At 72.9% G+C, this 21,026-nt stretch carries 16 protein-coding genes and 1 tRNA gene; 10 read left to right on the top strand and 7 right to left on the bottom strand.

From position 1 onward, the window contains the following. Positions 1–54 precede the first annotated feature (54 nt). Together LCH29_RS10565 and LCH29_RS10570 are read right to left on the bottom strand one after the other, a co-directional pair. Positions 55–2,142 carry a YhgE/Pip family protein gene (locus LCH29_RS10565; protein WP_446461438.1) on the bottom strand — a complete coding sequence of 696 codons (2,088 nt, stop codon included), beginning with the start codon at positions 2,140–2,142 and terminating at the stop codon, positions 55–57. Beyond that, positions 2,114–2,935 carry an ATP-binding cassette domain-containing protein gene (locus LCH29_RS10570; RefSeq protein WP_446461439.1) on the bottom strand — a complete coding sequence of 274 codons (822 nt, stop codon included), beginning with the start codon at positions 2,933–2,935 and terminating at the stop codon, positions 2,114–2,116. Before LCH29_RS10570 ends, LCH29_RS10565 begins: the two co-directional genes overlap by 29 nt. Positions 2,936–3,176: 241 nt before the next feature. Here LCH29_RS10570 and LCH29_RS10575 point away from each other — a divergent pair, with 241 nt between their 5' ends. The 3 genes from LCH29_RS10575 (at position 3,177) to LCH29_RS10585 (ending at position 5,326) form a co-directional block, all read left to right on the top strand. Next, positions 3,177–3,716 carry an SAV_6107 family HEPN domain-containing protein gene (locus LCH29_RS10575; RefSeq protein WP_446461440.1) on the top strand — a complete coding sequence of 180 codons (540 nt, stop codon included), beginning with the start codon at positions 3,177–3,179 and terminating at the stop codon, positions 3,714–3,716. 141 nt (positions 3,717–3,857) lie between these two features. Then, complete coding sequence (locus tag LCH29_RS10580) at positions 3,858–4,655, top strand: methyltransferase (RefSeq protein ID WP_446461441.1); 798 nt, start codon at positions 3,858–3,860, stop codon at positions 4,653–4,655. A gap of 275 nt (positions 4,656–4,930) precedes the next feature. Then, positions 4,931–5,326 (top strand): DUF3040 domain-containing protein, encoded by a 396-nt coding sequence (locus tag LCH29_RS10585; protein ID WP_009718649.1) that lies wholly within the window; start codon positions 4,931–4,933, stop codon positions 5,324–5,326. Positions 5,327–5,511: 185 nt separating this feature from the next. On the opposite strand, the gene LCH29_RS10590 is transcribed toward LCH29_RS10585, so the two are convergent. From LCH29_RS10590 to LCH29_RS10610, 5 genes are all read right to left on the bottom strand, one after another. Continuing rightward, a tRNA-Val gene (locus tag LCH29_RS10590) sits at positions 5,512–5,595 on the bottom strand. A 105-nt stretch (positions 5,596–5,700) separates the two neighbouring features. Beyond that, positions 5,701–8,130 (bottom strand): transglutaminase TgpA family protein, encoded by a 2,430-nt coding sequence (locus LCH29_RS10595; protein WP_446461442.1) that lies wholly within the window; start codon positions 8,128–8,130, stop codon positions 5,701–5,703. Beyond that, complete coding sequence (locus tag LCH29_RS10600; protein WP_446461443.1) at positions 8,127–9,515, bottom strand: DUF58 domain-containing protein; 1,389 nt, start codon at positions 9,513–9,515, stop codon at positions 8,127–8,129. The genes LCH29_RS10595 and LCH29_RS10600 overlap by 4 nt, the downstream gene beginning before the upstream one ends. Beyond that, positions 9,515–10,564, bottom strand: a complete 1,050-nt coding sequence (locus LCH29_RS10605) for an AAA family ATPase (protein ID WP_446461444.1) — start codon at positions 10,562–10,564, stop codon at positions 9,515–9,517. The genes LCH29_RS10600 and LCH29_RS10605 overlap by 1 nt, the downstream gene beginning before the upstream one ends. A 204-nt stretch (positions 10,565–10,768) precedes the next feature. Then, positions 10,769–11,272 (bottom strand): beta-class carbonic anhydrase, encoded by a 504-nt coding sequence (locus LCH29_RS10610; RefSeq protein WP_446461445.1) that lies wholly within the window; start codon positions 11,270–11,272, stop codon positions 10,769–10,771. 418 nt (positions 11,273–11,690) lie between these two features. Between LCH29_RS10610 and rsmH the strand changes: the two genes are divergently transcribed. The 7 genes from rsmH to murD all read left to right on the top strand — a co-directional run bounded on the left by rsmH (position 11,691) and on the right by murD (position 20,996). Then, a complete protein-coding gene (gene rsmH / locus LCH29_RS10615) occupies positions 11,691–12,650 on the top strand; it encodes a 16S rRNA (cytosine(1402)-N(4))-methyltransferase RsmH (protein ID WP_446461446.1) in 960 nt (319 codons plus the stop codon). Further along, positions 12,647–13,159, top strand: coding sequence for a septum formation initiator family protein (locus LCH29_RS10620; RefSeq protein WP_446461447.1), 513 nt, complete (start codon positions 12,647–12,649; stop codon positions 13,157–13,159). The genes rsmH and LCH29_RS10620 overlap by 4 nt, the downstream gene beginning before the upstream one ends. Before the next feature lie 4 nt (positions 13,160–13,163). Further along, positions 13,164–15,146, top strand: coding sequence for a peptidoglycan D,D-transpeptidase FtsI family protein (locus tag LCH29_RS10625; protein ID WP_446461448.1), 1,983 nt, complete (start codon positions 13,164–13,166; stop codon positions 15,144–15,146). A gap of 12 nt (positions 15,147–15,158) precedes the next feature. Then, complete coding sequence (locus LCH29_RS10630; protein WP_446461449.1) at positions 15,159–16,922, top strand: UDP-N-acetylmuramoyl-L-alanyl-D-glutamate--2,6-diaminopimelate ligase; 1,764 nt, start codon at positions 15,159–15,161, stop codon at positions 16,920–16,922. Between the two features lie 62 nt (positions 16,923–16,984). Then, positions 16,985–18,412, top strand: coding sequence for a UDP-N-acetylmuramoyl-tripeptide--D-alanyl-D-alanine ligase (locus LCH29_RS10635; protein WP_446461450.1), 1,428 nt, complete (start codon positions 16,985–16,987; stop codon positions 18,410–18,412). Between the two features lie 59 nt (positions 18,413–18,471). Then, complete coding sequence (mraY, locus tag LCH29_RS10640) at positions 18,472–19,539, top strand: phospho-N-acetylmuramoyl-pentapeptide-transferase (RefSeq protein WP_446461703.1); 1,068 nt, start codon at positions 18,472–18,474, stop codon at positions 19,537–19,539. Further along, positions 19,536–20,996 (top strand): UDP-N-acetylmuramoyl-L-alanine--D-glutamate ligase, encoded by a 1,461-nt coding sequence (gene murD / locus LCH29_RS10645; protein WP_446461451.1) that lies wholly within the window; start codon positions 19,536–19,538, stop codon positions 20,994–20,996. Before mraY ends, murD begins: the two co-directional genes overlap by 4 nt. The last annotated feature ends 30 nt before the right edge of the window (positions 20,997–21,026 follow it).

The raw sequence follows: 21,026 nt of genomic DNA on the forward strand, positions 1-21,026 counted from the left end.
GGAGTGGTCCCGCTCACAGGGCGCCCCCAGGCATGGCGCCGACCGGTCCGGTGCTCACAGCGACAGCTGAGGGTGCAGCCGGTCGACCGACCACACCTGCCTGCGCCGCGCCGACCACGCGGTGAGCGCGAGCGCGGCCGCGCCGAAGCCGAGCAGCACCCCGCACGCGACCCACACCGGGCCGAGCCCGCCGCCCGTGATGAGCCGCCGCAGCCCGTCCACCACGTAGCTCATCGGCAGGAAGGGGTGGATGGCGTTGAAGAACCGGGGACTGGTCTGCACCGGATAGGTGCCGCCCGCCGAGGTCAGCTGGAGCATCAGCAGCGCCAGGACGAGGATCCGCCCGGCCGGTCCGAAGCGGGCGTTCAGCCACTGCACGATCGCCGCGAAACAGGCGGCCACCAGCACCAGGAAGCCGACCGTGCCCGCGGCCCGCACCATCTGGAGCCCCACCGCCCAGTGCAGCACGGCCATCAGCGCCCCCGTCTGGACCGCGCCGATCGCGGCGACCGGCAGCCATCCGGCGAGCGCGACGCGCCAGGAGGAGGCCCCGGCGGCGATCGCCCGGGCGTTGAGCGGCGGGATCAGCATGTAGGCCACCATCGCGCCGACCCACAGGGACAGCGGGACGAAGTACGGGGCGAAACCGGTGCCGTAGTTGGGTGCCTTGTGCAGCTCCTGGTTGACGAGCTGGACGGGGTCCGCCATCACCCCCGTACGGGCGTCCCGGTCGTGCTTGTCGTAATCGGGGATCTTCGCGGCGCCGTCGTGCAGCCCGCCGGAGAGCGTGCCGGAGCCGTCGGCCAGCTTGACCAGACCGCCCTTCAGGGAGGTCGACCCGGTGCGCAGCTTCCCGACCCCGGTGTCGAGGGTGGACGCCGCGCCGTGGGCGGTGGTCAGCCCGGTGTGCAGCTTGCCCGCGCCCTTGGCGACCTTGTGCGCCCCTGAGTTGAGGGCGTTGACCTTCTTGACCGCGGCGTCGAGGTCGGTGCCCAGGTGCGGGGCCTTTTCGGCGAGCAGGAGCGCCTTGTCGTGCAGATCGTTCAAGTCGCCCGCGAGGGTGTCGAGTTGCCCGGTGTTGTCCTTGACGAGCTTGTTGACGTCCTCGGCCACATCGGCGGCACGGTCGGCCGCCCGTACGGCCTTCTTCAGCGCCGGGCAGTCGGGGGCGGTGGCCACCGGGCCCTCGCAGCGGGTCCGGTAGTCGGCGGCGAGGTCGTCGGACGCCGAGCGGGCGTCGGCGGCGGCACTGGAGGCCGCCTCGGGGAGGTCGTCCAGGTCGTCGGACGCCTGCTGGGAGGCGTCCGCGACCAGCCGGGAGACGTCGCCGATCTCCTTGCCGTGCTCCTTGAGGAACGGACCGGCCTTGTCCGCTACGCCGTTCACCGTGTCGGCCAGTGTCTGGGTGCCGTCGGCGACCCCGCCCGCGCCCGTGTCCAGTGTCCCGGCGCCCTTGTTGAGCTTGCCCAGTCCGGACTTCAGGCCGTGGCTGCCCTTCTTCGCCGTACCCAGTCCCTTGGCGAGGTCACCCGCGGCCGTCCTGGCCTTGCCGATGCCCCGGCCCAGCTCGTCGGCGCCCTTGGCGGCCTTCTCGGTGCGGCCGTGGATGTCCGAGAAGGAGACGAAGATGTTGTCGTAGAAGCCCCGGGACGCCTTGGTGGAGGCCGCCGCGCGCACTTCGGAGAAGACGCTGCGGGAGATCTGGCCGACGATGTAGTTGTTGGCGTCGTTGGTGCGCACCTTGAGGGCACCGGTCTCCGGGCTCGAGCCGGAGCTGGAGGCGATCCGCTTGCTGAAGTCCCCGGGCACGGTCAGCGACAGGTAGTACCTGCCGCTCTCGACGCCCTCGCGCGCCTCGGCGGCGCTGGTGCGGTGCCAGTCGAAGCTCTTGCCGCTGTCGAGCAGCCGCTCGGTGAGGTCGTCGCCCGCGGTGAGGTGCTTGCCCTTCACGGTGGCGCCCCTGTCGGAGTTGACGAGCGCCACGGGGATCTTGTCGAGCTTGCCGTACGGATCCCAGAAGGACCACAGGTAGAGCGCGCCGTACAGCAGGGGCAGCAGGAGCAGGGCGGCGAGCGCCGCCCGGGGCAGCTTCCCCCTGCCGAACCGCTTCAGCTCAAGCGCGGCCAGTTTCGGCGAGCGCATCCGCCGCCCCCTCCTCGTCGGTGTCCGTGTCGTCGTCTTCGTTCGTGTCGTCGTCCGCGTCCGTGGCTTCGGCGGGGTCCGTGACGGTCGAGACCACCACGGCGCCCTCCGGGGCCTGGCTGCACACCGCGAGGACCGTGGTGCCGCCCTCCGCGATCCCGCGCAGCAGCGCCCAGGCCCGTGCGCGTTCGGCGTCCGAGAGCTTCAGGTCGGTGTCGTCCACGGCCAGCAGCCGTGGCCGGGAGATCAGCGCGAGCGCCACCGACAGCCGCAGCGCCTCCAGCCGCTCCAGGTCCCGTACGGCCGTACGCGGCCCCTTGGGCAGCGCCTCCAGGTCGAGCCCGGCCGCCGTGAGGGCCGCCTCGATCGCGGCCCGGGAGGCGGCGGCGCGCTCCCGGCGCGGCCGCAGCAGCCCGCGCGGCGAGTCCCCGAACCGGCGCTGGAGCAGGGCCCGCTCGCGCAGATGCTCGGCGACCGTCAGCGCCGGGTCGAGCTCGCTGACGCCGGGTACGTGGGCGAGCGCGCTGATCCGACGTATGCGGCGCATCTCCTGGGGAACCCGGAAGCCGCCGACGGCGGCCTGCCCGGTGGTGGGGCGCATCCGTCCGGTGAGTGTGAGCAGCAGACAGGTGCGCCCGGAGCCCGAAGGCCCCTCGACGGCGATCAGTGCGCCGGGGTCCGCGGTGACGCCGACATCGCGATACGCCCAGCCGTGTGAGCCCTTGACGCCGAGTCCGCCGGCCGTCACCGCCGCTCCGGCGCCCCGGTCCGGGGTGCCCGTCACGAGAACCACTCCCTGTGTGCCTCGGCCGTATGAATCATCAACTTTTTGAACTGACCAGTCAGTTCAATTCAGTATGGGGGATCACGGATCGGGCATCCGCACCGGGGCGGACCGAGAGGTGCCCCCGAGGCGACCCGGAGGAGAAAGGAGCAGGTCAGGGCCGATTGTCAGTGGTGTGCCCCACGATGGCCCCATACGGCGGTCGCTTCGTCATACGACCCGGCCGCCACGCGACGACAGGAGGTTCGTCATGGCCAGTACCGCCGCAGAGCGCCGGCACCGTGCCGCCGCCCCTGCCCCTACCCCTGCCCCTTCGTCGATTGGCCCCGCGAGCGACGTCCACCCCGTGCTGCGCCGCTCCGCGGCCCCACCTGCCGCGCTGGACCTGCTCACCCAGGCTCACCAGGGGCTGGAGGAGGCCGCCGTGCTGGAGACCTCGAACGAGCGATTCGCCACCGCGCATCTGGCGGCCCTGCGGACGGCCGCCGCCGTGCTCGCCGTGCGGGGCCGCCCCGAGACCACGGCCCGGCGCCGCGCCCGGATCCGCAGCACTTGGGAGGTGCTTCCGGAGGTCGCCCCCGAACTGACCGAGTGGAGCGCCCTGTTCGCCTCCGGCGCCGAGCGCCGGGCCCGCGCCGAAGCGGGCATACAGGGCGCGGCCAGCTGCCGCGACGCGGACGATCTGCTGCGCGCCGCCGCCATGTTCCTGCGGCTGGTCGAGCGGATGCTGGTGCTCCAGCCCGCGCTGCCCCGGCAGACCCCGCCGACGGACGGCGAGCCAGGTCGCTGACCACCGCTGATCACTGCTGACCACCGCTGAAACCACCGCGGGACCGGCCCGGGGTCCGGAGGCAATAGGCTGGGAGCGACGTCAGTAACCCGTCGTCGCCGCCCCGGGCGGTGACGGCACCGCGCCGAGGAGCCACCCGCCGTGTCAGACCCGCAGCGCCCCCGTGCGTCCCTCCGTACCGCCGTGGTGTGGGAGGTCCTGAAAGACGCCCTGGAACGGCGGGCCAAGGCCACGGGCGGGGAAGCGGCGGCAGCCGCCGGGGCCGGGAGCGGGGCCGCGCACGGGACGCTCGACGTGCTCGACACCGGCGGCGGCAGCGGCAACTTCGCCGTGCCGGTCGCCCAGCTCGGCCACCGCGTGACGGTCGTCGACCCCAGCCCCAACGCGCTGTTCGCGCTGGAGCGGCGGGCCGCCGAGGCCGGGGTCGCCGACCGGGTGCGCGGCGTCCAGGGCGATGCCCACGGCCTGTTCGACGTGGTCGAGCGCGGTGGCTACGACGTGGTCCTGTGCCACGGCGTGCTGGAGTACGTCGACGACCCCGCCGAGGGCCTGCGGAACGCCGCGGACGCGCTGCGCCCGGCGGGCACCCTCAGCGTGCTCGCCGCGGGGCTCGGCGGTGCCGTGCTCGCCCGCGCCCTGGCCGGACACTTCACGGAGGCCCGGCAAGCGCTTACCGGGCCGGACGGCCGCTGGGGCGAGGGCGACCCCATGCCGCGCCGCTTCACCGCCGACCAGCTGTCCGAGCTGGTGACCGAGGCCGGGCTGGAGATCGCCGCGGTGCACGGCGTACGGGTCTTCGCCGACCTGGTCCCCGGAGTCCTGGTCGACACCGAGCCCGGCGCCCTCGACGCGCTCCTGCGGCTGGAGGAGGCCGCCGCCGAGCTGCCCGCCTTCCACTCCGTCGCCACCCAGCTGCACGTCCTCGCCGAGCGGGACTGACCGCCCGCCGCTCCCGCCCCGCTCCGTGACGGATGGCGCAGGTGGAGTAGGCCACAGCGCACCCGCTCGGCCGTCCGGCCCCGTATGATCGGGGTACACCGTCCGGCATGGCGAATCGGCGGGAGGGGAATGGACGTCTCAGCGTCAACTTTCGTCACACACGTAACGGTGGGCGAATTGGCGCTGAGGGGCGGGTTTCACGGGGGCGATTCCCTGCCTATCCTGAAAGGGTCGCACCCCGGTCGCCCCCCGCGACCGACGAGTAGGAGGACTCCGTGCCGCTCTCGGAGCACGAGCAGCGCATGCTCGAGCAAATGGAGCGAGCGTTGTACGCCGAAGATCCCAAGTTCGCGACAACGCTTGAGGGAAGCGGCCTGCGCACGTACACCCGGCGACGGGTCTACCAGGCGGTCGCGGGTTTTCTGGTCGGCATCGCGCTCCTGATGGTCGGAGTGATCGTTCCGCAGATCTGGATCAGCGTGGTGGGCTTCCTCATCATGCTGGGGTGTGCGGTGCTCGCCGTGACGGGCTGGCGCAAGGCGCCCAAGCCCGGTGAGGCGCAGCGGGCGGGTGGGGCCGGGCCGCCCCGCCGTCAGGGCCGCCAGCGCCGTTCCATGATGGACCGGATCGAGGAGCGGTGGCAGCGCCGCCGCGACGAGCAGGGCCACTGACCACCGGGACCCCGGGCCGGAGCGGGTCCACCGGTTGAGAACGCATGGGTGAGGGGCGGTCGCCGAGAGCGACCGCCCCTCACCCATGTCCGTACCGCACGCCCCCGATGCGGGGGTGCCCCGTCACGCCCCGCCGGGGCCGCACCCGGCCTTGCACCGGTGGGACGTCTCCGGCCTTGCAGCGATGGCCGCGCCGGCCTGCCGTCGAGGTTCGAACCGGCGGACAGCTGCCTTGTAAGGGCAGCGCTCCACCGCTGAGCTATGCGTCCTGAGCGAGCTGTCAGCCGGGCCGGCCCTGGCCCTTCATCCACGCGGGTCGCGTCTGGCCCTTCGCCGGGCGGTCGTGCCGCCCCGGCGAAGGGCCCGGTCCGCCCTCAGCTCCGCTCTCCGCGGGGGCCTCGGAGCTGGGCCGCCCAGCGGGCCCATCGTGGGGTTCCCCAGCGGTCGACCAGGGCGGACCAGCGGCGGGCGGCTGCCCACACCACCTGGACCGCCGAGCGCGGGGCCAGCAGGGCCCGTAGACGCTCGCGGCGTCCGGCTCCGGCCTGGAGACCGGCCAGGACCGCCCGCACGTCGTCGGCGACCCCGGCGACCGGGCGCGGGTGCGGCGCGTACAGCACCTGTTCGACCGCCGTGGCCACCCGCTCGGCCGCCTGTCTCGCCTCGTCGTCCAGCTCGGTGAGCCGCACGATCCGGGCCACGGCCTTGCGCGAGGTCTGGGAGTCGTCCGGCAGGACGCCGAAGTCCCAGGCGGTGTCGACCAGTTCGTGCCAGGCCGCCAGGATCCGGTCGGCGGCGTCCTGTTCGGTGCGCCCGCCGGAGCCGTCCAGTCTGCGGGCCCGGACCCGCCGCCGCCACAGCATGGGCAGCAGCGGCACCACGAGCAACAGCAGCGCCAGCGAACTCCAGCTGGTGACCGTGGTCACCGAGAACCCGCCGCCCGAGGAGCCGTCACCGGGCTGCGGGACCGCGGCCGCGTCGCAGCCGCCCTCCTTCCGCAGCTCCGGTGCGCAGCTGTCCGAGGCGGACGGCGCGGCCGTCGGCTCGGAGCTGGTGCTCGGCTGGGCCGAGGGCTCGTCGGGGACCTCGCCCGACGGCGTCTGCTCCATCGTGTAGTCGGGCTGGGTGCCGCGGCTCGGGGTGGGCTCGAAGCGGGTCCAGCCGACGCCCTCGAAGTACAGCTCGGGCCAGGCGTGGGCGTCCTTCAGCCCGACCGACACCGAACCGTCCGCCTGCGAGGTGCCGGGGGTGAACCCGACGGCCACCCGCGCCGGTATGCCCAGCGTCCGGGCCATCGCCGCCATGGAGAAGGAGAAGTGGACGCAGAAGCCCGCCTTCTGCTTGAGGAACTTGGCGATGGCGGTCGAACCGCTGCCGGACTGCACCTCGGTGTCGTACCGGAAGCCCCCGTTCACCGCGAACCAGTCCTGGAGCTTGACCGCCTTCTGGTACGCGTTGGACGCGCCCGAGGTCACCTCGCGCGCCGTCTGGGAGACCACGGGCGGCAGCGAGTCCGGCACCTCGGTGTACTCGCGCAGCAGCCGCGGGTTCGGTGGCGGGGCGGAGGCCAGCTGGTCGGCGGTCGGCTCCACCATCAGGCTGGTGACCCGGTAGCGGGCGCCGCGGGTGGTCTGGCCGCGGTCGCCGACCAGCGTGCGGCCCTCGGGTTCGTACCGCCAGCGCCCGTCGATCTGCACCTTGTCGGCCGGGTAGGGGAGCGGCAGCCAGTTCTGCGCGTACCACTCGGCGGCCGAGATGGTGGTGTCCACGGAGGTGGTCCGGACCGCGGGGCCGAGACCGGTCGGCGCCGGCAGTCGGCCCGGCACATCCGTGACGTGCCGCTCGGACGACTTCCACGAGGCGCCGTCGAACTTGTCGAGCGCCACGATCCGCAGATACATGTCCTGGGTGCTCTGCGAGGAGGTGCGGTACCGCAGCACCTCCCTGTTCTCCGGCTGGTTCAGGCTGTCCTGGAGCGACACCAGCGGGTTCACCGCCGAGATGGTGCCGCCGCCGCTGCCCGGACCGCCGCCGCTGCCCTGCCGGTTCAGCAGCCCGCCGTCCAGGGACGGCAGCACCGCGGGCACCGCGACCGCGATGCCCAGCGCCAGCACGCCGATCCGGTGGCCCGCACGGACCGGGGCCGACGCGGGGCCGCCACCGGCCCCGGCCAGCCCCGAGGTCGGCGTGCCCGGCGCGCGCGGGGCGCCGCCGTTGAAGACGCGGCCCCACTGGGAGAGCCGGTCCCGGCCCTCGGCCAGGAGCAGCAGCAGATAGCCGGCCGCCGCGACCAGGAACCACACCCAGTCGCTTCCGTCGTCCGACAGGCCCGCCGCGACCGAGTACAGCGCCAGCAGCGGCAGCCCGGCGGGGGCCGCGCTGCGGTAGGTCACCGCGAGCGCGTCGACCACCAGCCCTATCAGCAGCACCCCGCCGATCAGCAGCAGCCGGATGCCGTCGGTGACCGGCGCCGGGGTCGCGTACTGCCCGACGTCGCTGGTGCCCTCGCGCAGCAGCAGCGCGAACTCATGGAGGGCCTCCGGGCTCGGCAGCACCCCGGCGATCGCCTGCCCGGACGCGAACACGACCGTGAGCAGCAGCATCATCACCACGGCCTGCCCCGCGACCGTCAGCGGACGGGCCAGCGGCACCCGGCGGGCGGCCACGCCCGCGGTGCTCTGGACCGCCAGCAGCAGCACGGCCTGGAGCAGCCAGCCGGCCGGATTCACCAGCGGCAGCAGCGCGCACGCGGCCGCGGCCGTGGCCAACGCCGCGCAGATCGCCAGCCGAACGCTCCCACTCATCCCCAGCTCCCTGTCATGCCGCCGACGACCCGAGGTCCGGTGTCGGCCCGGGTGGCGCCCTGCCCGTCGGCCTGCCGCCACAGCTCCGCCAGCGAGGCGCCAGGGGCGACCGGCAGCGCCGTCCACCCCGCCTCGCGCAGTCGGCGCAGCGCGTCCCCCAGCTCTTCCGGACCGGCCGGTTCCATGCCCCGCGACCAGGCAGGGCCGTCCATGACGAACGCCACCGCCGCCGTGGCGCGGTGCCGCATCCGCGCGACGAGCGCGGCCTGCTCCTCGTCCAGATCGCCCAGGAAGGCCACCAGCAGGCCCTCGCCCCCGCCGCCGAGTACGTCGTACGCGGGGGAGAGCCCGTCCTCGTCGGAGTGGTCCACCACCGCGAGGGTGTCCAGCATCAGCCCGGCCGTCTCGGCCGAGTCATGCGTGGAACCGGTGAATCCGCCTCCGCCGTCCGGGCCGGGCACCGAGCTTCCGGTGTCGGTCAGCAACCGGACCGCATAGCCCCGCTCCAGCAGGTGCACCGAGGCCGAGGCCGCGCCGCACACCGCCCACTCGAAGGGGGAGTCGGGCCCCGCGCCCTCGTAGGCGATGCCCCGGGTGTCCAGCAGCACCGTGCAGTGGGCGCGCTGCGGCTGCTCCTCCCGGCGCACCATCAGCTCTCCGTAGCGCGCGGTGGACCGCCAGTGGACCCGGCGCAGGTCGTCGCCGTGGCGATAGCCGCGCGGGATCACATCGTCCTCACCGGCCAGGGCCAGCGAGCGGTGCCGCCCGTCCCCGTACCCCGCGGCCTCGCCCGTCAGCCGCACCGCGGGCAGCGGCTCGACCCGGGGCACCACGGTGAGCGTGTCGTAGGCGCTGAACGCGCGGGTCAGCTCGCACATCCCGAACGGGTCGTTCAGCCGCAGCTGGAGCGGGCCCAGCGGATAGCGGCCGCGCAGATCGGAGCGGACCCGGTAGGACACCTCGCGGCGGCCGCCCGGCTCCACCCGGTCCAGGACGAAGCGGGGGCGCGGCCCCAGCACGTACGGCACCCGGTCCTGGAGCATGAGCAGCCCGGTGGGCAGCCGCGAGACGTTGTCCATCCGCAGGTGCACCCGGGCCTCGGAGCCCGCCGGGACCCGCGCGGGCGCGAGCCGCCGGCTGCCCGCCACCCGGTACCGGGTGCGGTAGACCACGGCCACGCACACCAGGGGCAGCGCCGCCAGCAGCAGCCCCACCCGCAGCAGATCGGCCTGGCCCAGCACATAGCTGCACACCGCGGCGGCGACCCCGGCGGCCAGGAAGGAACGGCCGCGGGTGGTCAGCCCGGCCAGCGCCGCCCGGATCGTGCCCCGGTCCTCCCCGCTTCCGGCGCCTCCGGGGCGCGCGCCCGTCCCCCCTGTGGTCATCACAGCCTCCGTGCGCCCGGCTGCTGCCCGTAGTCGACCGGGGGCATGGGCGGCACCGGGGGCACCGGCCCGCCGCTCCGCTGCGACGAGGTGGGCAGCGGGGTGTGCTGGAGGATGTCGCCGACGACCTGCTCCGCGGTGCGCCGGTTCAGCTGGGCCTGGGCGGTGGGCAGCAGCCGGTGGGCCAGCACGGGGACGGCGAGCGACTGCACGTCGTCGGGGAGGGCGAAGTCCCGCCCGGCCAGCGCGGCCGACGCCTTGGCGGCCCGCAGCAGGTGCAGGGTGGCCCTGGGGGAGGCGCCGAGCCGCAGATCGGGGTGGTTGCGGGTGGCGGACACCAGGTCCACCGCGTACCGCCGGATGGCCTCGGCGACGTGCACCGAGCGCACCGCCTCGACCAGCTTGACGATCTCGTGGGCGTGGGCGACCGGCTGCATGTCGTCCAGTGGGGACACCCCGCCGTGCACGTCCAGCATCTCCAGCTCCGCCTGCGGGCTGGGGTAGCCGATGGAGACGCGTGCCATGAAGCGGTCGCGCTGCGCCTCGGGCAGCGGATACGTGCCCTCCATCTCGACCGGGTTCTGGGTGGCCACCACCATGAACGGGCCGGGCAGTTCGTAGCTCTTCCCGTCGATGGTGACCTGGCGCTCTTCCATCGATTCAAGGAGCGCGGACTGGGTCTTGGGGGAGGCGCGGTTGATCTCGTCGCCGATGACGATCTGGGCGAAGATCGCACCCGGCTTGAATTCGAATTCCTTGCGCTGCTGGTCGTAGATGCTCACCCCGGTGACGTCCGACGGCAGCAGGTCGGGGGTGAACTGGATACGGCGCACCGAGCAGTCGATGGACCGCGCGAGCGCCTTGGCGAGCATGGTCTTGCCGACGCCCGGGACATCCTCGATCAGCAGATGCCCCTCGGCGAGCAGCACGGTCAGCGAAAGCCGTACGACCTCGGGCTTGCCCTCGATCACACCCTCCACCGACCGGCGGACCCGCTCCGCTGTGGTGGTCAGATCGCTGAGGCTCGCTCGTTCGTCATAGGTCGTCACCCGGCCCTCCTCGGCCCGTTCTCAGGGCCGACTGTCCGACCAAGGACGGACCGGCCCACCGCAAACGCTGTCACCGGCCCCCGCGGGGTTGCGGGGGACGATGTCATCTACGCATTCTTGCGGTCTTCGCCGTCTCGCGTCACTCGGCTGTGGATAACCCGGGGTTATTTGTCACGCTTGTGCGAGTTCGGGCTGAAAATCTCCTCAGCTGCGCGGCTCGACCTCGCGCAGCAGACCGGTCGTCACATCGAAGATGAAGCCCCGGATGTCGTCCCGGTGCAGCAGGAACGGCGAGGTGCGGACGCGCTCCATCGACTGGCGCACATCGGCGTCCAGGTCCTTGAACGCCTCGACGGCCCACGACGGCCGCTGGCCCACTTCCTCCTCCAGCTCGTGCCGGAAGTCCTCGGTGAGGTTCAGCAGGCCGCAGCCCGTGTGGTGGATCAGCACGACGCTGCGGGTGCCCAGCGCGCGCTGGCTGATGGTCAGGGAACGGATGATGTCGTCGGTGACCACACCGCCCGCGTTACGGATGGTGTGGCAGTCGCCCAGCTCCAGGCCGAGCGCCTCGTGCAGATCGAGACGTGCGTCCATGCAGGCGACGATGGCCACCTTCTGCACAGGGCGGGCGTCCATCCCGGGGTCGGTGAACTTGTCGGCGTACGCGCGGTTGGCCTCGACCAAGCGGTCGGTGACAGATATCGACATGGCTATGACCCTAAGCCCACCAGGGGATTTTGTCTTTTCTTTAGGTTACGCAAACGAGGGCATCGGGTGCTCCGAAGGAGTGATTGTGAGCCACTTCACGCCCCCGTGCGCCCTTGTCCGGTGCCCTCGGACGCGGCCGTTCCCTTCGGGCGACCTCGTCGGCGGGACGCGCTGGCCGGTTGGTTGACCGAAGGGACGAGTGGACTAAAGTGGCGCGAAGTGGGAGGCGTGACGCTCCCCTTGGATCCCCGAAATTTCGCGTGAGCGCGGTGCGTACGTACCCCTCGGCCTCCTCCCGCTCCGGTCGCCTGACGTCACTTCCCCGGCGCCAGTCGGCCGCTTCCCCTTCAGAGCGGGTGGGGACCCGGCGGTGCGTACCCGCCACGCCCGACCCTCAGAAGGGCGCACGAGCAGCGCAATGAGCAGCAACGCTCTCCACGTTCCCGTCATGCTTCAGCGCTGCCTGGACATGCTGGCCCCCGCCCTCGCCGAACCCGGCGCGGTGGTGGTCGACTGCACGCTCGGCCTCGGGGGGCACAGCGAGGCGCTGCTGCGCAGCTTCCCCGCCGCCCGGCTCGTCGCCCTCGACCGCGACCCGGACGCGCTCCGGCTGGCCGGTGAGCGGCTGGCCCCGTACGGCGACCGGGCGACCCTGGTGCACGCCGTCTACGACGAGCTGCCCGAGGTTCTGGACCGGCTCGGGGTGCCGCGCGTCCAGGGCGTCCTGTTCGACCTCGGCGTCTCCTCCATGCAGCTGGACGAGGCCGGGCGCGGCTTCGCCTACGCGCAGGACGCCCCGCTGGACATGCGGATGGACCAGTCGACGGGCATCAGCGCCGCCGAGGTGCTGAACACCTACCCGCCCGGCGACCTGGTGCGCATCCTGCGGACGTACGGCGAGGAGAAGTTCGCCAAGAAGATCGTGGACGTGGTGGTCCGGGAGCGCGCCAAGGAGCCGTTCAGCAACAGCGCCCGGCTCGTCGAGCTGATCCGCGAGGCCCTGCCGCAGGCCGCAAAGCGCACCGGCGGCAACCCCGCCAAGCGCACCTTCCAGGCGCTGCGCATCGAGGTCAACGGCGAGCTGTCCGTCCTGGAGCGGGCCGTTCCGGCGGCCGTGGCGGCGCTCGCGGTGGGCGGGCGGATCGCCGTGCTGTCGTACCACTCGCTGGAGGACCGGCTCGTCAAGCACGTGCTGGCGGCCGGTGCCGCCAACACCGCGCCGCCCGGCCTGCCGGTCGTCCCGGAGCGCTATCAGCCCAAGCTCAAGCTGCTCACCCGCGGCGCCGAGCTGCCCACCGAGGAGGAGATCGCCGAGAACCGCCGCGCCGCCCCGGCCCGGTTCCGGGGCGCGGAGCGCATCCGCGAGGACGCGCTGTGACCCGGGCGCCGGTGTCGCCCGTACCGGGCGCGGTCACGGCCAGGCGGGCGCCCTTCGTGCTGCTCGTCGTGATCCTGCTCGGCTCCGGCCTGATCGCGCTGCTGCTGCTGAACTCCTCGCTCAACCAGGGGTCGTTCGAGCTGAGCAAGCTGGAGAAGCAGACCGACGAGCTGAGCGACGAACGCCAGTCGCTCCAGCAGGAGGTCGACCAGCTCTCCGCCCCCGGCGCGCTGGAGCAGCGCGCCCAGGAACTGGGCATGGTGCCCGGCGGCAGCCCGGCGTTCCTCAACCCGGACGGCACGGTGGCGGGGGTGCCCGCACCGGCCACCGGGCAGCCCTCGGTGGCGCACGCCCCCGGCCCGCTGCCCCCGCTCGTGCTCGACCCCACCCAGGCGCCGACCCCGTCGGCTCCCGCCGCGGCGTCCGCCCCGGCCCCGGCCGTCCTGCCGTCGGCGAGCCCGCGGGCCCCGGCGGCCGGCGCCCCGACCACCCCGGCCCCTGGCAGGTGACACGGTGACGCGACCCCAGGACCCCCGCCGACGCGTGCCCGGCCCGGCGGCGCCGCGCGGCGACCGCGACCGCCGCCCGCGCCAGGGGGCGCAGGGCCGCCCCGGCGAGCGCGGCCCGCGCCCCGGCGCGCAGCGCGGCGGGCGCCCCGGGGGCGCTCCGGCGCAGCTGCGGCTGGGCAGCCCGCGCCCCCGGCTGCGGCTGATCAGCCTCGGCCTGACCCTCGTCATGCTGGCCTTCGTCGTACGGCTGCTCCAGGTGCAGGCCGTGGACGCCTCCGCGTACGCCGCCAAGGCCAACGTCAACCGCTACATCCCGGTCAAGCTGTCCGCGGAGCGCGGGTCCATCACCGACCGCGACGGCGTCAACCTCGCCACCACCGTGGACGCGTACGACATCACGGCCGCCCCCGACCTGCTCACCCCGCGCAACGCCAAGATGAAGGACGCGCCCCGGCAGGCGGCCGCCCTCCTCGCGCCGATCCTCGGCAAGAACGAGGCGGACCTGGAGAAGAAGCTCACCGACAACCCGACGTCGCAGTACGTCGTGCTGGCCCGGCAGCAGACCCCGCTGGTCTGGAAGCAGATCAAGGACCTGAAGAACAACCTGGACGACGCCGCGGCCAAGGGCAAGGGCACCAACGTCCTCGCCGGGGTCAACCGGGAGTCGCACAGCAAGCGGGTCTACCCGGGCGGCGACCTCGCCGCCGGGATCCTGGGCTTCGTGGGCGCCGACGGGCGCGGGGCCGCGGGGATCGAGCAGCAGCTGAACAAGAAGCTCGCGGGCAAGGACGGCAAGCGTGTCTACGCCCAGTCCGGCGGCCACCAGGTGCCCACCGGGGACGTCAGCGAACAGCCCGCGGTGCCCGGCAACGACGTCGAGCTGACGATCGACCGCGACATCCAGTGGGCCGCCCAGAACGCCATCTCCGACCAGGTGAAGAAGTCGCAGGCGGACCGCGGCTACGTCGTCGTCCAGGACACCCGCACCGGCCGGCTGCTGGCCATGGCCAACGCCCCCGGCTTCGACCCCAACGACATCTCCACCGCGGACGGCGACGCCCTCGGCAACGCCGCCGTCTCCGACGCGTACGAGCCGGGCAGCGTCAGCAAGGTGATGTCGATGGCCGCCGTCCTCCAGGAGCGCGCCGCCCGCTGGAACACCCAGGTGCAGGTCCCGAACCGGCTGCCGCGCGCGGGTCGCGCCTTCGCCGACGACGTCGACCACCCCACCTGGTACCTCACGCTCAACGGGGTGCTCGCCAAGTCCAGCAACATCGGCACCATCCTCGCCACCGAGCAGCTGGGCAAGACCGAGAAGCAGAAGAACCGGATCCTCTACTCCTACCTGCGGCGGTTCGGCATCGGGCAGCCCACCGGGCTCGGCCTCCCCGGCGAGACCCCGGGCATCCTGGCCAAGCCGCAGGACTGGAGCCCGACCCAGGGGTACACCATCCCCTTCGGTCAGGGCCTGTCGCTCAACGCCGTCCAGGCGGCCTCCGTGTACTCCACCGTCGCCAACGGCGGCCAGCGCATCGCCCCCAGCCTGGTGCGCGGCACCCGGGGCCCCGGCGGCGACTTCACCCCCGCGCCCGCGCCCGAGAAGACGCGCGTGGTGAGCCCGAAGACCGCGAAGACGCTCGCCGAGATGCTCGAATCGGTCGTGGACAACGAGGAGGGCACCGGTACCAAGGCGAAGATCCCCGGCTATCTGGTGGCGGGCAAGACCGGCACCTCCAACCGCGTGGACCCGAAGACCGGCCGTTACCACGGATACACCGCTTCGTTCGCCGGTTTCGCACCAGCGGACAAACCGCGCCTCACGGTCTACTGCGCGGTGCAGAATCCGACCAGGGGCAGCTATTTCGGCGGTCAGGTCTGTGGTCCGGTCTACAAGAAGGTCATGGAGTTCGCGCTCAAGTCGCTCCAGGTCCCGCCTACGGGTACGCAGCCCAAGCGGCTTCCCGTGAGCTACAGCCCGGACCAGTGAGCGGGTCCAGCCGTGACGACGATCACGCGGGAGCCCGGGAACCGGGGCCCGGTGCGCCGCTGCTCCGACGCCGGATTTCGCGACGGAGCGGGTGGGCCGGGTACGCTCACCGCCGTGCCCCAAGCTGATCAGTCTCAAACCCCTCAGAAGGACGTTTCTGTGGAATACCCGGGAGCGCCCCGCCCTCTCCAGGTCCGGCCCGTCCCGCTCGCGGAGCTGGCGGACCAGCTGGGCGTCGATGCCTCCGGCGTCCCGGCTGAGGCCGCGGTCACCGGGATCACCCATGACTCGCGCGCCGTGCGCCCGGGCGACGTGTACGCCGCGCTGTCCGGCGCCCGGCTGCACGGCGCGGACTTCGCCGCCCAGGCCGCCGACCTCGGCGCGGCCGCCGTGCTGACCGACCCGGACGGCGCCGAGCGCGCCGCCGCCACCGGGCTGCCGGTCCTGGTCGTGGACAACCCGCGCGGCCGGATGGGCGCGCTGGCCGCCACGATCTACGACGAGCCGGGCCACAGCCTGCTCCAGATCGGCATCACCGGCACCTCCGGCAAGACCACCACCGCCTACCTCGTCGACGGCGGGCTCAGGGCCGCCGCGGAGCAGGCCGGAGGTGGTCCCACGGGGCTCATCGGCACCGTCGAGATGCGCATCGGCGACGAGCGCATCAAGTCCGAGCGCACCACCCCCGAGGCCACCGACCTCCAGGCGCTGTTCGCGGTGATGCGCGAACGCGACGTCCACTCGGTCGTCATGGAGGTCTCCAGCCACGCCCTGGTCCTCGGCCGCGTCGACGGCTGCGTCTTCGACGTCGCCGTGTTCAACAACCTCTCCCCGGAGCACATGGAGTTCCACTCGGGGATGGAGGACTACTTCCAGGCCAAGGCCCAGCTGTTCACCAAGGCCCGCAGCCGGGCCGGAGTGATCAACTACGACGACGAGTACGGCCGCCGGCTCATCGAGGAGTCCGAGGTCCCGGTCACCACGTTCTCCGCCGAGGGCCACCCCGACGCCCACTGGCGCGCCGCGGACGTCGAGGTCGGCCCGCTCGGCTCGACCTTCACCGCGATCGGCCCGAACGGCGAGACGGTACGGGCCGCCGCCCCCATCGCGGGCCCGTTCAACGTCGCCAACGCGCTCGCCGCCCTCGTCGCGCTCGCCGTCGCCGGGATCGACCCGCAGACGGCCGCGGACGGCATCGGCGCCGTCCCCGGCGTGCCCGGCCGGCTGGAGCGCGTCGACGTGGGCCAGCCGTACCTCGCGGTGGTCGACTACGCGCACAAGACCGACGCCGTGGAGTCGGTGCTGCGCGCCCTGCGCAAGGTCACCGACGGCAAGCTGCACGCCGTCCTCGGCTGCGGCGGCGACCGCGACCGGCTCAAGCGGGGCCCGATGGGCTCCGCGGTGGCCCGGTACGCCGACACGGCCGTGCTGACCTCCGACAACCCGCGCTCCGAGGACCCGCTCGCCATCCTCGCCGCGATGCTCGCGGGCGCCGCCGAGGTGCCCTCGCACGAGCGCGGCGACGTCCTGGTCGAGGAGGACCGGGAGAACGCCATCGCCGCCGCCGTCGCCCGCGCCGAACCCGGCGACACCGTGATCGTCGCGGGCAAGGGCCATGAGCAGGGCCAGGACATCGCCGGGGTGATCCGCGCCTTCGACGACCGCCAGGTCCTGCGGGAAGCCATCGAACTCAGCGAGCGAGCCAAGGGGCGCGGTCCGCAACGCCCCGAGGCGAGCGAACCGCACGGGCACACACCTCAAGACAACCAGGGATGACAGACCGCCATGCGCGCACCAGCCCCCTCCAGGCAGCTCTCCCGCACGGCCGGAGGTGATCAGTGATCCCACTGTCCCTCACCGAGATCACCGGCCTCGTCGGTGGGCAGCCGCACGACATACCGGACCCTGACCTGAAGGTCACAGGACCCGTCGTGATCGACTCCCGCGAGGTGCGGCCCGGGAGCCTGTTCGCCGCGCTCCCCGGCGAGCGCGTGGACGGCCACGACTACGCGCGCGGCGCGGTCGAGTCGGGCGCGGTGGCGGTCCTGGCCACCCGCCCGGTCTCCACACCGGACGCCCCGGTTCCGACGATCGTCGTCCCCGACGCCGTCGCCGCCATGGGCGCGATCGCCCGCGCCGTCGTCGAGCGGCTGGGCACCACCGTGGTCGCGCTCACCGGCTCCGCCGGGAAGACCAGCACCAAGGACCTCATCGCCCAGCTGCTCCAGCGGCACGGCCCGACCGTGTGGACGCACGGCTCGTTCAACAACGAGATCGGGCTGCCGCTGACCGCGCTGCGCGCCGACGCGACGACCCAGCACCTGGTGCTGGAGATGGGCGCCCGAGGCAAGGGGCACATCCGTTATCTGACGGACCTCACCCCGCCCCGCATCGGGCTCGTCCTCAACGTCGGCACCGCGCACATCGGGGAGTTCGGCGGCCGCGAGCAGATCGCCGAGGCCAAGGGCGAACTGGTCGAGGCGCTGCCCTCCGCCGAGGACGGCGGGGTGGCGGTGCTCAACGCCGACGACCCCCTGGTGCGCGCCATGGCGTCCCGTACGAAGGCCCGTACCGTCCTGTTCGGCGAGGCCGGGGACGCCCACGTGCGTGCCTCGAATGTCCGGCTTGCCGACGGTGGCCGCCCCGCCTTCACGCTTCACACCCCTACCGGGTGCGGTGACGTGACCATGCGCCTGTACGGTGAGCACCACGTGTCGAACGCGCTCGCCGCGGCCGCCGTCGCCCATGAGACGGGCATGTCCGTCGACGAGATCGCCGTGGCGCTCTCCGAAGCGGGGCAGCTCTCCCGCTGGCGGATGGAGGTCACCGAGCGCTCGGACGGCGTGACGGTCGTCAATGACGCCTACAACGCGAACCCCGAGTCCATGCGAGCCGCGCTGCGCGCGCTGGCCGCGATGGGCGCCGCAACACCGGGGCGTCGCACGTGGGCGGTGCTGGGCCCGATGGCCGAGCTGGGCGATGAGTCACTGGCCGAGCACGACGCGGTCGGACGGCTGGCCGTCCGGCTCAACGTCAGCAAGCTCGTGGCGGTCGGCGGTCAGGAGGCCGCGTGGCTGGACATGGGCGCCAAGAACGAGGGTTCGTGGGGTGAGGAGTCGGTGCACGTGTCCGACGTGCGGGCAGCGGTCGATCTGCTGCGGAGCGAGCTGCGACCGGGGGATGTCGTGTTGGTGAAGGCATCCAGGTCGGTCGGCCTGGAGCAACTCGCGCAGGCGTTGCTCGAGGGTGAGGTCGCCGGGCGATGACCATGGGGCAGACCCTCCTCGCCGGTGGCCTCGCCGCGGGAGAAGAACACGTAGGCGCCATGAGGCAGATCCTCTTCTCCGGAGCCATCGGTCTCTTTCTGACCCTGATCGGCACCCCGCTGCTGATCAAGCTGCTCGCCCGCAAGGGCTACGGCCAGTACATCCGGGACGACGGCCCGCGGACGCACGGCAGCAAGAAGGGCACGCCCACCATGGGCGGCATCTCCTTCATCCTGGCCACGCTGATCGCCTACGCGGTGACGAAGGTGATCACGGGCAGCCAGCCCACCTTCTCCGGTGTGCTGGTGCTCTTCCTGTTCGCGGGCATGGGCCTGGTCGGCTTCCTCGACGACTACATCAAGATCGTCAAGCAGCGCAGCCTGGGCCTCCGGGCCAAGGCCAAGATGGCCGGTCAGCTGATCGTCGGTGTCGCCTTCGCGATCCTCGCGCTGAACTTCGCCGACGCCCGCCAGCAGACCCCGGCCTCCGACCGGCTCTCCTTCGTCCAGGACTTCGGCTGGTCCTTCGGCCCCGTGATCTTCGCGATCTGGGCGCTGTTCATGATCCTCGCGATGTCGAACGGCGTGAACCTCACCGACGGCCTGGACGGCCTGGCCACCGGCGCCTCCGTGATGGTCTTCGGCGCCTACACCTTCATCGGCGTCTGGCAGTACCAGGAGTCCTGCGCCAACGCGCGGACCCTGACCAACCCCTCGTCCTGCTTCGAGGTGCGCGACCCGCTCGACCTCGCCGTCGTCGCCTCCGCGCTGATGGGCGCCTGCTTCGGCTTCCTGTGGTGGAACACCTCGCCCGCCAAGATCTTCATGGGGGACACCGGCTCGCTCGCGCTCGGCGGCGGCCTCGCCGGGCTCGCCATCTGCTCCCGCACGGAGCTGCTGATGGCCGTCCTCGGCGGTCTGTTCGTCCTGATCACCCTGTCCGTGGTCATCCAGGTCGGCTCGTTCCGGCTCACCGGGCGCCGGGTCTTCCGGATGGCACCACTCCAGCACCACTTCGAACTCAAAGGCTGGAGCGAAGTCCTGGTGGTGGTCCGGTTCTGGATCATTCAGGGCATGTGCGTGATCGTCGGACTCGGCATCTTCTACGCGGGCTGGCGGGCTTCGTGACCATCGACGTCACCGACCTCGCCGGACGGCATGTCACCGTCGCCGGACTCGGCGTCTCCGGGGTCCCCGCAGCGCGTGCGCTGCGGGGCCTCGGGGCCACGGTGACCGTCGTCAACGGAAGCGACGGGGAGCCCCAGCGCGCCCAGGCGGCCGAACTGGAGCCGCTCGGCATCACGGTCCGGCTCGGCGACGGGACTGCGTCCAATAGCGGCTCCGCCGCGGGGCTCCCCGAGGGCACCGAGCTGATCGTCACCACGCCCGGCTGGAAGCCCAGCAGCCCGCTCTTCCTGGCCGCCGAGAAGGCGGGCGTCCCGGTGTGGGGCGACGTGGAGCTGGCCTGGCGGCTGCGCGGCCCGGACGCCCCGCCCTGGCTCGCGGTCACCGGCACCAACGGCAAGACCACCACCGTGCGCATGCTGGCGTCCATCCTGGAGGCGGCCGGGCTGCGCACCGCCGCCGTCGGCAACATCGGCGTCTCGCTCCTGGACATCGTGCTGGGCGATACGCCGTACGACGTGCTCGCCGTCGAGCTGTCCAGCTACCAGCTGCACTGGGCGCCCTCGCTGCGCGCCCACTCCGGCGCGGTGCTCAACCTCGCCCCCGACCACCTCGACTGGCACGGCTCCATGGCGGCGTACGCGGCCGACAAGGGCCGGATCTACGAGGGCAACCAGGTCGCCTGCGTCTACAACGCCGCCGACCCGGCCACCGAGGACCTGGTCCGGGCCGCCGACGTCGAGGAGGGCTGCCGGGCGATCGGCTTCACCCTCGGCACCCCCGGCCCCTCCCAGCTCGGCGTCGTCGAGAACATCCTGGTCGACCGGGCCTTCGTCACCAACCGGCAGAAGAGCGCCCAGGAGCTGGCCGAGGTCGCCGACGTCAACCCGCCCGCGCCGCACAACATCGCCAACGCGCTCGCCGCCGCGGCCCTGGCCCGCGCCTACGGCGTGCCGCCCCAGGCCGTACGGGACGGGCTGCGCGCCTTCCGCCCGGACCCGCACCGGGTGGAGCACGTCGCGGACGTCGGGGGCGTGCGTTACGTGGACGACTCCAAGGCGACCAACACCCACGCCGCCGAGGCGTCGTTGGGCGCGTACGAGCACATCGTGTGGGTCGCCGGCGGCCTCGCCAAGGGCGCCACCTTCGACGAGCTGGTGCTCGGCGCCGCCCCGCGGCTGCGCGGTGCGGTGCTGATCGGCGCCGACCGCGCCCTGATCCGGGAAGCGCTCGCGCGACACGCAGCGGATGTCCCGGTCGTGGACCTCGACCGGACCGACACTGGGGCGATGGCGGCGGCTGTCCGGGAAGCGGCCCGGCTCGCCCGGCCGGGCGATACCGTCCTTCTGGCCCCGGCCTGTGCCTCGATGGACATGTTCACCAACTACAACAAGCGGGGCGACGCCTTCGCCGCGGCGGTTCACGACCTGGCCTCGGGCCCGGTCACGGACGAGCAGTAGCCCGCCGGTCCCCCGCGAGGACCACCGCTC

The sequence above is a fragment of the Streptomyces sp. BRA346 genome (genome assembly GCF_052851135.1).